The 11,781-nt window shown below is 68.5% G+C and carries 10 protein-coding genes; 7 read left to right on the top strand and 3 right to left on the bottom strand.

Translation table 11 applies throughout. The features are described 5' to 3' along the window. Positions 1-76: 76 nt before the first annotated feature. On the bottom strand, positions 77-934 hold the full coding sequence (locus KCQ71_RS09825; RefSeq protein WP_223405310.1) for an ABC transporter permease: 858 nt from the start codon (positions 932-934) through the stop codon (positions 77-79). Between the two features lie 235 nt (positions 935-1,169). On the opposite strand from KCQ71_RS09825, the gene KCQ71_RS09820 reads away from it, so the two are divergent. The 4 genes from KCQ71_RS09820 to KCQ71_RS09805 all read left to right on the top strand — a co-directional run bounded on the left by KCQ71_RS09820 (position 1,170) and on the right by KCQ71_RS09805 (position 6,025). Then, positions 1,170-3,194: an acyltransferase family protein gene (locus KCQ71_RS09820; protein WP_249422797.1), complete on the top strand. Its 2,025-nt coding sequence runs from the start codon at positions 1,170-1,172 to the stop codon at positions 3,192-3,194. A gap of 127 nt (positions 3,195-3,321) precedes the next feature. After that, complete coding sequence (locus tag KCQ71_RS09815; RefSeq protein ID WP_223405306.1) at positions 3,322-3,936, top strand: acyltransferase; 615 nt, start codon at positions 3,322-3,324, stop codon at positions 3,934-3,936. Next, on the top strand, positions 3,933-5,033 hold the full coding sequence (locus KCQ71_RS09810; RefSeq protein ID WP_223405304.1) for a DegT/DnrJ/EryC1/StrS family aminotransferase: 1,101 nt from the start codon (positions 3,933-3,935) through the stop codon (positions 5,031-5,033). The genes KCQ71_RS09815 and KCQ71_RS09810 overlap by 4 nt, the downstream gene beginning before the upstream one ends. Further along, positions 5,033-6,025: a Gfo/Idh/MocA family protein gene (locus KCQ71_RS09805; RefSeq protein ID WP_223405302.1), complete on the top strand. Its 993-nt coding sequence runs from the start codon at positions 5,033-5,035 to the stop codon at positions 6,023-6,025. The genes KCQ71_RS09810 and KCQ71_RS09805 overlap by 1 nt, the downstream gene beginning before the upstream one ends. Before the next feature lie 62 nt (positions 6,026-6,087). Here the strand turns inward: KCQ71_RS09805 and wecB are convergent, their stop codons facing one another. Continuing rightward, a complete protein-coding gene (gene wecB / locus KCQ71_RS09800; protein WP_223405300.1) occupies positions 6,088-7,152 on the bottom strand; it encodes a non-hydrolyzing UDP-N-acetylglucosamine 2-epimerase in 1,065 nt (354 codons plus the stop codon). A gap of 100 nt (positions 7,153-7,252) precedes the next feature. On the opposite strand from wecB, the gene KCQ71_RS09795 reads away from it, so the two are divergent. Continuing rightward, on the top strand, positions 7,253-8,545 hold the full coding sequence (locus KCQ71_RS09795) for a nucleotide sugar dehydrogenase (protein WP_223405297.1): 1,293 nt from the start codon (positions 7,253-7,255) through the stop codon (positions 8,543-8,545). Between the two features lie 48 nt (positions 8,546-8,593). Here the strand turns inward: KCQ71_RS09795 and KCQ71_RS09790 are convergent, their stop codons facing one another. Beyond that, positions 8,594-9,346 carry a glycosyltransferase family 2 protein gene (locus KCQ71_RS09790; RefSeq protein WP_223405295.1) on the bottom strand — a complete coding sequence of 251 codons (753 nt, stop codon included), beginning with the start codon at positions 9,344-9,346 and terminating at the stop codon, positions 8,594-8,596. A 182-nt stretch (positions 9,347-9,528) separates the two neighbouring features. Between KCQ71_RS09790 and KCQ71_RS09785 the strand changes: the two genes are divergently transcribed. Beyond that, positions 9,529-10,593 (top strand): NAD-dependent epimerase/dehydratase family protein, encoded by a 1,065-nt coding sequence (locus KCQ71_RS09785; protein ID WP_223405293.1) that lies wholly within the window; start codon positions 9,529-9,531, stop codon positions 10,591-10,593. Continuing rightward, positions 10,590-11,777 (top strand): mannose-6-phosphate isomerase, class I, encoded by a 1,188-nt coding sequence (gene manA / locus KCQ71_RS09780; RefSeq protein WP_223405292.1) that lies wholly within the window; start codon positions 10,590-10,592, stop codon positions 11,775-11,777. Before KCQ71_RS09785 ends, manA begins: the two co-directional genes overlap by 4 nt. The last annotated feature ends 4 nt before the right edge of the window (positions 11,778-11,781 follow it).

The following is an 11,781-nucleotide window of genomic DNA, read 5'->3' as shown; positions in this document are numbered from 1 at the left end:
ATCGGCTGTCACATCGGCAGGGATGATGGTTTCGGCCGGTGCCTCAGCGGTCGTCGATTCTGACGTCGATCGGGGATCAGAGACGGACAGTGAACTCACGCTCCCTAGACATGAACAGCAGTGATCCGCCCACGAACGCGACGACCGCCCAAGCCAGTGCGGCGAACCACATCTTCGGTTCGGGGATGATCCCGCGCAGCAGCAGGTCGGTCCAACTGCCGATCAGCGAATACAGCGGATTGAGCACCATGAGGTCTTTGAACTGCTCCGGGGCTTCGTCGGCGAACCAGAGCACCGGCGAGAGGTACAGCCAGATGCGCAGGAGGTAGGGCAGAAAGCTCGAGGTGTCCCGGAAGTAGACCTGGACGGTCGCGAAGATCGCGGCCATCCCGATGCAGAAGATGACGGTCAGCCCGAGGAACACGACCGCGAGCAGCATCTGCGGACTCCAAACCCCACCGGCGAGGATGTGGATGAGGAAGTAGACCGGCAGCGTCGGCAGGAACCGGAAGAACGCCGTCCGCACAGCCGCGAACGGCAGCAGCAACCTGGGGAAGTTCATGTTCATGATGAGCTTCCCGCCACCAGTCACGGACTGAGCTCCCTGGCTGATGCTGCCCGAGACGAAGTAGAAGAGGAAGAGCCCGCAGGTGATGTGTGCCAAGGTCTCGATCCCGCCGGCGTTCCGGCGGAGCACGCTCACGAGAACGTAATAGACCAGCGCGAGGAGCGTCGGGTTGAGGACCAGCCAGAGCTGACCGAAGAGAGTCTGCGTGTTCGCTGCGCGGATCCCCGCGCGGGAGAACTCGGCGGCGAACTGCCGGCGGGACCAGAGCTGCCTGAAGTAGGGGCCCAACTTCGGCAGGCCAGCTTTGTGCGGCTCGTAGACATGGAGTTCATCGGCCGGCGCGGTGGTCGCGGTGACACTCGCCATGGATGGCTCTCTCTCGGTGACGTCGGGATCCGGACTGCGGCGCTGCGGCCAGCACTCGACTAGCGGCGGCCAGCACTCAAGGATAGGACGAACCGAAGGCCCCGATGCCGCAGGCGGCTGGCCACGGTGTGCCGCGGGCTATGCTCGCCCAGGAATACGACAACGTGGAGGACAGCTGGGCGTGCAGGCGGAACGAGCCAAAGGCCGAGGCGGGTTCCGCCCTGAGATCCAGGGTTTGCGCGCAGTAGCGGTGGGCCTCGTCGTCGCCTATCACCTCTGGCCACTGCGCCTGCCAGGTGGATACGTCGGCGTCGATGTGTTCTTCGTCATATCCGGATTCCTGATCACCGCACACATCTATCGTGAGGTCGAGCGCAGCGGCACGCTCTCCTTGCTCAACTTTTGGGCCCGCCGGATCCGACGGCTGTTGCCCGCCTCTCTGCTCGTCCTCGCCGTCTCGGCGCTGGCGACGGTGCTGTGGGTGCCGGAGACCCTCTGGGGCCAGACCGCCAGACAGATCGGTGCCAGCGCGCTCTACGTACAGAACTGGGTGCTGGCCTCGGACGCAGTCGACTACATGGCCCAGGGCAACGTGCCAACCGTCGCGCAGCACTTCTGGTCGCTGTCCGTCGAGGAGCAGTTCTACGTGTTCTGGCCGTTGCTGGTGCTGCTCACGGTCGGCGTGCTCCGACACTCGAGTGCGACGGGATCGCCACGCAGGGTTCTCGCCACGGTGCTCGGGACGGTCGGGGTCGCCTCCTTGGTCTGGTCGGTGGTGCAGACGTCGCAGGACCAGTCCGCGGCCTACTTCGTGACGCCGACACGAGTCTGGGAGTTCGTGATCGGCGCATTGTTGGCACTCTTGCCGCTGCGGCTCCCGCGGCGGTGGGCCCCCGTGATCGGTCTCGTCGGACTTGCCGCGATCGTGTTCAGCGCTTTCGTCTACGACGGCGCCACGCAGTTTCCCGGGTGGCTCGCGGGAGTCCCGACCCTCGGGGCTGCCGCCGTGATGCTGGCCGGCGCCACGCCGCATTGGTGGAGTGCCGGGCGGTGGTTGTCACGGCGCCCGATGGAGTTCGTCGGCGACATCTCCTACTCGGTCTACCTGTGGCACTGGCCGATCATCGTCGTCGTACCGTACGTCACGGGGACGACTCTTGTGGCCTGGCAGAAGGTCGTCATCGCGGCGGTCACGATCGTGCTCGCGTGGGGGACGAAGACGCTCGTCGAGGACCGGTTCCGGGGTACTGGCTGGATGGCCGGGGCGAGGTCGCATGCCTATCAGTTCGCGGCGGTTGGGATGGTCGTCGTCGTTGCCATGGGACTCGGGATCAATTCGTCGCTGTCCGTGCGTGAGGAACAGGCCAGGATCCAGTTCCAGGAAGCGTCGGGTACGGACTGCTTCGGTCCCGCCGCGATCGGGACGGACAGCGGGTGCGCATCCGTCATCGGTGAGGGACCTGTGGTGCCGGCGCCGGAAGTGGTCTCCCAGCAGAACACTGATCCGCCCTACCGCGGATGCCAGCAAGGGCTGACGTCCGCCGCGATCGACACCTGCACGATCGGGAGCACGGACCCGAACCCAGAGCGGGTCATCGCGATCGTTGGAGACTCGCATGCGACCCAATGGTTCACGGCACTGGACACCATCGGCCAGGAGCGGAACTGGCGCGTGCACACGTACACCAAGACGAGCTGTCCCGCCTCCGAAGCTGTCCGGACACTGCCCAGCGAGCAAACGAACGAGGCTCGAGTTCTGTGTGAGGAATGGGTTGCCGCGGTCACGGCGGAGCTGGCCGCGCACCCGGAGATCACGGACATCGTCACGACCGCGTACTCCTCGGCGTACGAGTACGAGTCCCCTGCCGGAACGCCAATGGCAGATCCGGCCGTCGACGGGTTCGCCGCCGTCTGGGCCGGCTGGGTTGAGCAGGGTCACCAGGTCCATGTGATCGCGGCTGTCCCACGGACCCAGGGCGAGAACGTGCCCGATTGCCTCGCGCTGACCGATGATCCGCTGGACTGCGCGACCGACCGGGCGATCTCGCTGCCGCCGGACCCGCTCATGGCCGCGGCCGCGGGCGCGCCGCCGCCGGGAGTCAACCTGATCGACCTGTCTGATCGGTTCTGCGATGAGACGACGTGCTATCCCGTGATTGGTGACCTGATCGTCTACCGGGACTACAGCCACCTGTCGGCGGAGTACTCCGTGGCACTCATCCCCTACCTCACCGAACAGTTCGACGCCGGCGGCGCGTGACCGGCGGCGCTGACGTGGCGTCCCTCACACCTGCTCACCCGGGACCTTTGGTCCCGGGCGGGCAGCGGGTGGACGGTACCCTTGACGCGGCTCGGCCACATTCTTTCTGCTACCGGAGGACTCACCCTTGAACGTGCGCATCGTCGATACCGCGGACGTTGATGACCGCGCCACCATCGGTGACGGGTCATCCGTCTGGCACCTGGCCCAGGTCCGCGAGCACGCGGTTCTGGGTGAGAACTGCGTCGTCGGGCGCGGCGCCTACATCGGCACCGGAGTGCGGGTGGGCGATAACTGCAAGGTGCAGAACTACGCGCTGGTGTACGAGCCGGCCGTGCTGGAAGCTGGCGTGTTCGTAGGTCCGGCAGCGGTCCTGACGAACGACACGTTCCCGCGTTCGGTGAACCCGGACGGGTCGCTCAAGAGCGGCGCCGACTGGGAGGCCGTCGGGGTGACGCTGCGCGAGGGCGCCTCGGTCGGTGCCCGCGCCGTCTGCGTAGCACCTGTGACGGTCGGCCGCTGGGCGACCGTGGCGGCGGGTGCCGTCGTGACCAAGGATGTGCCGGACTTCGCCCTTGTCGCCGGCGTTCCGGCGCGGCGGATCAAGTGGGTCGGCCGGGCGGGTGTGCCGCTGGAAGACGTCGGCGACGGACAGTGGCGGTGCCCGACCACTGGCGAGATGTATCACGAATCCGGTGGCGTGCTCACGCTGGCCGGTCAGCACACGGAGGAGTCGAAGTGAACCAACCCATGATCCCAGCGGCGAAGCCGATCGTCGGCGACGAGGAGCGCGCCGCGGTAGATCGCGTGCTGCGTAGCGGCATGATCGCGCAGGGGCCCGAGGTTGCGGCGTTCGAGCAGGAGTTCGCCGCCCAGCTCGTGGGCGGGCGCACCAGCGTGGCCGTCAACTCAGGCACGTCCGGCCTGCACCTCGGGCTGCTCGCCGCCGGTGTCGGACCGGGCGATGAGGTCATCGTGCCCTCGTTCACGTTCGCAGCCACCGGCAACTCCGTGGCACTGACCGGCGCCACCCCGGTGTTCGCGGACATCGAAGGGACCTACTTCAATCTCGACCCGGCGAGCGTCCGGGCGTCGATCACGGAGCGCACCAAGGGCATCATGCCGGTGCACCTATACGGTCACCCGGCCGCGATGGCCGAACTGCGCGCCATCGCCGATGAGCACGGCTTGCGACTCTTCGAGGACGCGGCCCAGGCGCATGGGGCGACCCTGGGCGGGGCGCCGGTCGGGTCCTTCGGCGACTTCGCGATGTTCTCGCTGTACCCGACGAAGAACATGACCTCCGGCGAGGGTGGCATGGTCTCCTGCGCCACCGACGAGATCGCACGCAACGTGCGTCTCCTGCGCAACCAGGGCATGGAGAAGCAGTACGCGAACGAGCTCATCGGCTTCAACGCCCGGATGACTGACATCCACGCCGCGATCGGCCGGGTACAACTCACCAAGATCGCGGGCTGGACCAAGACCCGCCAGGACAACGCCGCGTTCTTGAACGAGAACCTCGAGGGTGTGCTCATCCCGGCCGTCGCCGAGGGGGCCACGCACGTCTACCACCAGTACACGATTCGCGTTTCAGGTGACCGGGACGCGTTCGCCACCGCGCTGCGCGAGGAGCACGCAGTGGGCTGCGGCGTCTACTACCCGATCCCGAACCACCGCCTCGAGTCGCTCAAGGGCTACGCACCCGGCCTCGACCTGCCGGAGACGGAGAAGGCGGCGCGCGAGGTCATCTCGCTGCCCGTGCACCCCTCCCTCTCGCAGGGAGACCTGGACCGCATCGTCACTGCCGTCAACGCGGTCGCGAAGGCGGGTGCGTGATGGCGAACCTGCGCGCCGGCCTCATCGGCCTCGGCATGATGGGCCGTCACCACGCCCGCGTCCTGCGCTCTCTGGAGGGCGTTGATCTGGTGGCCGTCGCCGATCCGGGCGGCGACCCCCATGGCGTGGCCGGGGACCTCGAGGTCCTTCCTGACGTCCATGCTCTGATCGCCGCGGGCGTTGACTACGCGATGGTGGCCGTGCCAACCCAGTTCCATACCGCGGCAGGGCTTGCGCTGGCCGAGGCCGGGGTGCACGCTCTCATCGAGAAGCCCCTCGCCAAGGACACCGAGGGGGCCCGCGCGCTCGCTGAGGCGTTCGAGAGCAAGGGCCTCGTGGGCGCCGTCGGGCACATCGAGCGGTACAACCCGGCGCTGCAGTCGCTACGGGCTCGACTTGAGGCCGGCGAGCTCGGTGACGTCTACCAGATCGCGACGCGGCGTCAGGGACCGTTTCCCGCCCGGATCGCGGACGTCGGCGTGGTCAAGGACCTAGGGACCCACGACATCGACCTGACGGCCTGGGTGGCGCAGCAGCCCTACACCTCGGTCGCGGCGCGGACCGCATTCAAGAGCGGGCGCGAGTTCGAGGATCTCGTGGCCATCACCGGCATGCTCTCCGGAGGCATTGTCACGAACCACCTCGTCAACTGGCTTTCCCCGATGAAGGAGCGGCTCACGGTCGTGACGGGGGAGAAGGGCACGTTCTTGGCGGACACACTGCTGGCGGACCTGACCTTCTACTCGAACGGGCTCGTCAAGACCCAGTGGGACGACGTCGCCCAGTTCCGCGGCGTCTCCGAGGGAGATGTGGTGCGGTTCGCGATCAGCAAGCCCGAGCCGCTCAAGACCGAGCACGAGGCTTTCCGTGACGCAGTCCTTGGCAAGCCTGCGGATATCGTCACCATGCAACAGGGTTACGCGACCGTCGCCGTGGCCGAAGCGGCCATCGAGTCGGCGAAGACGGGGCAGACTGTCCAGATCGAGGTCTGAGAACCCAGAGTACGACTGCGGCCCGGTCCTGCTGACGCAGGGCCGGGCCGTCGCGTGTTCGCTCAGACGTGGGCAGCCCGCAGGGCGTCGAGAACTGCGGAAGCCGCGTGACCGTCGCCGTAGGGGGACGACCGTGCGGCCGACGGCGCGGGCCGCGCGGCCAGGTCGGCCAGCCCTTCAAGTCCGGGCAGGAGCACGTTCCAACCGTCGGTCAGGGTCTCGACCCACTCGGTCTCGGTGCGCAGTGTCGTGCATGGCCGGCCGAGGAGGAAGGCCTCCTTCTGTAGCCCCCCGGAGTCGGTGATGACCCCCACGCTGTGGGTGACGGCTTGGACCATCTGCGGATACGGAAGGGGCGCTGCGGTATGGAGTGTCGCGCTCGCCTTGAGGTCGATGCCGAACTCGGCGCAGCGAGCGATGAGGCGGGGGTGCGCGAGCAACAGCACCGGGGTGCCGGCGTTGGCCAAGGCGCTGATGATCGCCCGCAGACGATCGGGGTCGTCGGTGTTTTCCGCCCGGTGGATCGTGGAGACGACGTATCCGCCGGCCCGGACGCCGTCGGGCAGGTCGGGCGCAGTGCTGGCGACCGCGTCGCGCACCCGGAAGCACACGTCGGTCATCACGTCACCGACGAGCACGCTACGCGCGGCGAGGCCCTCGCCGGCGAGGTGGCGCATGGCGACCGCTGTCGGCGCCAGCAACAGATCCGCCGCGTGGTCGGTGAGCACCCGGTTGTGCTCCTCCGGCATGGCGCGGTTGAAGGAGCGCAGGCCCGCCTCGAGGTGGGCGACCGGCAAGTGCATCTTCACGGCGGACAGTGCGCCGGCGATGGTTGAGTTCGTGTCTCCGTAAACGAGCACCCAGTCGGGTCGGTGTTCGTCCAGGACGGCGTCCATCGCGGAGAGCATTGTGCCTGTCTGCACGCCGTGGCTGCCCGAACCGACCCCCAGGTGCACGTCCGGGGCGGGGATCGCGAGATCGGCGAAAAACACGTCCGACATCGCAGCGTCGTAGTGCTGCCCGGTGTGGACGATGACGTGCTCGTCGCTCGAACCGGCGAATGCCTCCGCGATGGGGGCGAGCTTGACGAACTGGGGTCGTGCGCCGACCACGGACAGAACCTTCATGTGATGGTGACCTCACGTGCGGGGATGCGCCCACTCCGGGCGGCACCGGTAGCCTATACACCGGGCATTCAGACGCCTTCCCTACCGGATGAGGACACACGTGAAGATCACCGTCGTTGCGCTGGGCAAGATCGGACTCCCCCTCGCAGTGCAGTTCGCCAGCAAGGGCCACGAGGTCGTCGGGGTCGATGTCAACCAGAACGTGGTGGACCTCGTGAACGCCGGCACCGAGCCGTTCCCTGGGGAGGCGCACCTCGCCGGGAAGATCGCGGAGACGACCGCGGCCGGCACACTGCGGGCCACTACCGACTACGGCGACGCCGTGCCCGGGAGCGACGCCGTGGTCATCGTGGTGCCGCTGTTCGTCAACGACGAGACCTGGGAGCCTGACTTCGGCTGGATGGACTCCGCCACCCGGTCTCTGGCCGAGCACCTCACACCCGGCACGCTGGTCTCCTACGAGACCACGTTGCCCGTGGGCACGACGCGGACCAGGTGGAAGCCGCTGATCGAGGAGATCAGCGGTCTCACCGAGGGCAAGGACTTCCACCTCGTGTTCTCCCCGGAGCGTGTCCTCACCGGCCGTGTGTTCGAGGACCTCCGCAAGTACCCGAAGTTGGTCGGTGGGCTCTCCGAGGAGGGCGCACAGAAGGCGACCGAGTTCTACCGCGCGGTTCTGGACTTCGACGATCGGCCGGATCTGCCGCGCGGCAACGGTGTCTGGGACCTGGGCAGCGCCGAGGCCGCCGAGATGGCGAAGCTCGCCGAGACCACGTACCGCGACGTCAACATCGGCTTGGCGAACCAGTTCGGCCGGTTCGCGGCCGAGAACGGCATCGACGTCTACCAGGTCATCGAGGCGTCGAACTCCCAGCCGTATTCCCACATCCACCGGCCGGGCATCGCCGTCGGCGGACACTGCATCCCGGTGTACCCGCGGCTGTACCTGTGGACGGACCCGCAGGCTACCGTGGTCCGTGCGGCCCGCGAGGCGAACATGGATATGCCCGCGTACACGGTGGGACTGGCCGGCGGTGCCCTCGGTGGGCTGGCCGGAAAGACCGTCGTGGTGCTCGGCGCCTCCTACCGCGGCAAGGTCAAGGAAACGGCGTTCTCCGGCGTGTTCCCGACCGTCGCCGCGCTGCGCGAAGCCGGGGCCACCGTCCTCGTGCACGACCCGATGTACACGGCCGAGGAACTGGCCGGCTACGGCTTCGACGCCTACGAGTTCGGCGGCGCGGTGGACGCCGCGATCGTGCAGGCCGATCACCCCGAGTACGCCGGGCTCACCCCTTCTGATCTACCCGGCATCCAGGCGCTCGTGGACGGCCGGAACGTGACCGATCCCGCGAACTGGGACGATGTGCAGCGGATCGTCGTCGGCAAGTCCTGATCGTCGAGTCGTCTCCCGGACCCGCTGGGCCTCCCGGGAGACGACCGGTCAGATCCGGCCCTTGAGCACCGAACGCACCGTGGTCTGGCCGAGGGCCCATAGCGACCGGGGTAGCGAGAGCTTCTCCACGTCCCGGTAGAGTTGCCAGTTGTAGCGCACCAGGGAGAGCTTGTTGGCCGAGAGTGAGTCGGCGCGGGCGTCCCGGTAGAGGGCGAGTGGCTCCGCGAGCCCGCGGGCCTCGCCACCGTCGCGAAGGATCGAGAGCCAGAGGGCATAGTCCTGCCGTTTGCGCAGGTCGGGCATGTACCTGGTGCCGAGGGTTCGCCGGTCGTACATGGCGGTGAGGCACCCGATGTGGTTCTGCTGCAACATTGCCCGGTAGTCGAGCCGGTCACGGGCGCGGACGATCCGTCCGTTGGGCCGCCACCGCGCTGGGTCGTCGTCGAAGTCCGCGGCCACCTTGTAGTACGAGCTGAAGGTGAGGGGCACGTCCCCGGCCTCCGCGAACGCGAGTTGCCGCTCCAGCTTGGTGGGCAACCACAGGTCGTCGGCGTCGAGGAACGCGATGTAGTCGCCCGTCGCGCGGCCGATCGCCTCGTTGCGCGCTCCTGCGGCACCGGCGCGCCCAGCGGTCCGGCCCGGGCGGATCCGCTCGTCGGCGGCCGCGGCCTCGGCCAGTACCGCACCAGTGCCATCGCTCGACCCGTCGTCGGTGACCAGCAGTTCCCAGTCGGTGTGGGTCTGGGCGAGCACGGATCCGATGGCGGCGCCGACGGTGGCCTCGGCGTTGTACGCGGGCATCACGACCGAGACGAGAATCGGGTACCTCCAGGCTATCAGGGGGCCAGACGCACGGTTCGCGGCCACCATCACGATAGTCGCTGGACCCGCAGACATGGCACGGTCGGTCAGTTTGGGCCGATCCAACGTAGGAGCGGCGATAATGGTGGGGCCGATCGACCAACCGGAAGGATCCCGACCGCGTGGACAACGTCCTCACCTCCGCCGACCGCGTTCTCGTGCTGGGGGCCTCCGGCTTCGTGGGCTCGCACCTGGCGCCCATGTTCGCCGGACTCGGCGTCGAGTTCGTCCGGTTCGACCTGTTCGAGGGCCCGCACGACGGCGCCCCGACCACCATCGGTGACGTGCGCGACGTGGACGCCCTCATTGAAGCGATGGCGGGCTGTACCGCCGTGCTCAACCTCGCCGCCGCCCACCACGACTTCGGGATCAGCACCGCGACGTTCGAGTCCGTGAACGTCGGCGGTGCGCGTGCCGTGTGCGCCGCGATGGACCACCACGGCATCACGAACCTGTGCTTCTACTCCTCCGTGGCCGTCTACGGCGAACAGGACGCTCCGCCGTCGGAGAGCGCCACCCCGGCCCCGGTCAACGACTACGGTCGCTCCAAGCTCGCGGCCGAGGCGGTCTACCGGGAGTGGGAACGCTCCGCCCCAGGACGTCGCGCGCTGATCATCCGACCCGCGGTGGTGTTCGGTCCACGCAACTTCGCGAACGTCTACCGGTTGATCCATCAGATCGACCGGCGGCGGTTCCTGTCGGCGGGCGACGGGGCCAACCGCAAGAGCATGTGCTACGTCACGAACGTCGTCGACGCCATCGGTCATCTGTGGGCGGCGCCCCCGCAGGTGGCGGCTGGTCAGGACGAGGTCTACAACTATGTCGACAAGCCGGACCTCACCTCACGCGAGGTCGTCTCCGCCGTCTACGCCGCTCTCGGGCGCCGCGAGCCCGGCCTGCGGATCCCGCTGGCCCCCGCTCTCTGGGCGGCCAAGCCGTTCGACCTGATCGCCGCCGCCACCGGCCGCAATCTGCCGATCACATCGGCGCGCATCCACAAGCTCGCCAACGCCGAGACGTCGTTCCTCGCCGACCGGGTGGCGGCGACGGGCTTCGAGCCGTCCGTGACCCTGCCGGAAGGGCTGGAGGCGATGGTCCGGTGGTACCTCGATGTCGGCCGGGAGGCGACACCGGTGGTGCACCTGCCCCCGGCGGAGGTCGCGCGCCGGACGGACGGAACTTCGTGAGGGTCCTGGTCGGCTCGCCCGTCAACTCCGCCTGGGGTTCGACCACGGTGATCCCGCGGTTCCTGGGTTCCACGCCCACCGAGCAGCCGGTCGCCGAGCATTGGTTCGGTGCTCACCCGGCTGCGCCGTCGGTCCTCGCCGACGACGGTGAGCTGCTCACCCACCTGGCCGCTGACCCGGAGCGACTGCTCGGGTCCGACGTCGTGGCCCGGTTCGGCCCGACGCTGCCCTACCTGCTCAAGCTCATCGCGCCGGTGCGCCCGCTCTCCCTGCAGGTGCATCCGGATCTGCGCCAGGCGCGGGCCGGCCACGAGCGGGAGGAGGCGTCAGGCGTCGACCCCGTGCTGCGCAACTACTCCGACGCGAACCACAAGCCCGAACTCGTCTACGCGCTCACGGACTTCGAGGCGGTCAGCGGCTTCCGTGCTCCGCGTCGCGCCGCCGAACTGCTCGACGGTCTGGACACCCCGCTCGCCCGGGACATGCTCGGCCATCTCCAGGCCAGCCCGACGGCGTCCGGGGTGCGGGCCGCGTTCACGCACCTGCTCGTCAGCGGAGCCGACGGCGGCGCATCAGCCGTCGAGGAGACCGCGGCCGCGTGCGCGGCCCGGCTAGGGCACGGGCGGTCGCCGTCGGCGCGCACCGACACCATCGTGACCCACCTCGCCTCGGCCTATCCCGGGGACCCGGGCACCGTGGCAGCCCTGCTCCTCAACCCCGTGACGCTGCACCCGGGCGAGGCGATGTTCGTGCCGGCCGGCGGTGTGCACGCCTATCTCAGCGGCTTCGCCGTCGAGCTGATGGCGAACTCCGACAACGTGCTGCGGGCGGGCCTGACCCCCAAGCGCGTCGACATCCCCGAAGTCCTTGCGACCGTCGACTGGGTCGCCGCTCCGCCGATCCGGATCGCCCCGGAGATGTTCGACGAATGCACCGGCGTCTACTACGCACCGGTCGACGACTTCGAACTCTCCGTAGCCGCACTCCACGGTCAGCATGGCCGCCGATTCCCCGGCCGAGGGCCACGACTGCTGCTCGGACTCGATGGCGAGCTCGCCGTGACGTCCGACGGTGATCCCGACGGCGTGAGCCTGGCCCGGGGTCAGTGCGTGTTCGTGGCCGCGGACGAGGGCACAGTACGGCTCTCCGGGACCGGTCGGGTCGCTCAGGCCGGGGTGCCCTGAGCGA

Origin of the sequence: Occultella gossypii (assembly GCF_019947135.1) — a bacterium.
In the GTDB taxonomy this organism is placed as follows: Bacteria; Actinomycetota; Actinomycetes; order Actinomycetales; family Beutenbergiaceae; genus Occultella; species Occultella gossypii.
The sequence above is the reverse complement of the archived record's forward strand: the minus strand, read 5'-3'. Positions and strand labels throughout refer to the sequence as shown.

Coding starts and splice junctions, on each gene's coding strand:
- wecB (WP_223405300.1), bottom strand. CDS start 7,152: ATGAAGGTTCTGTCCGTGGTCGGCGCACGACCCCAGTTCGTCAAGCTC.
- KCQ71_RS09790 (WP_223405295.1), bottom strand. CDS start 9,346: ATGCCCGCGTACAACGCCGAGGCCACCGTCGGCGCCGCCATCGGATCC.
- KCQ71_RS09825 (WP_223405310.1), bottom strand. CDS start 934: ATGGCGAGTGTCACCGCGACCACCGCGCCGGCCGATGAACTCCATGTC.
- KCQ71_RS09805 (WP_223405302.1), top strand. CDS start 5,033: ATGGCGAACCTGCGCGCCGGCCTCATCGGCCTCGGCATGATGGGCCGT.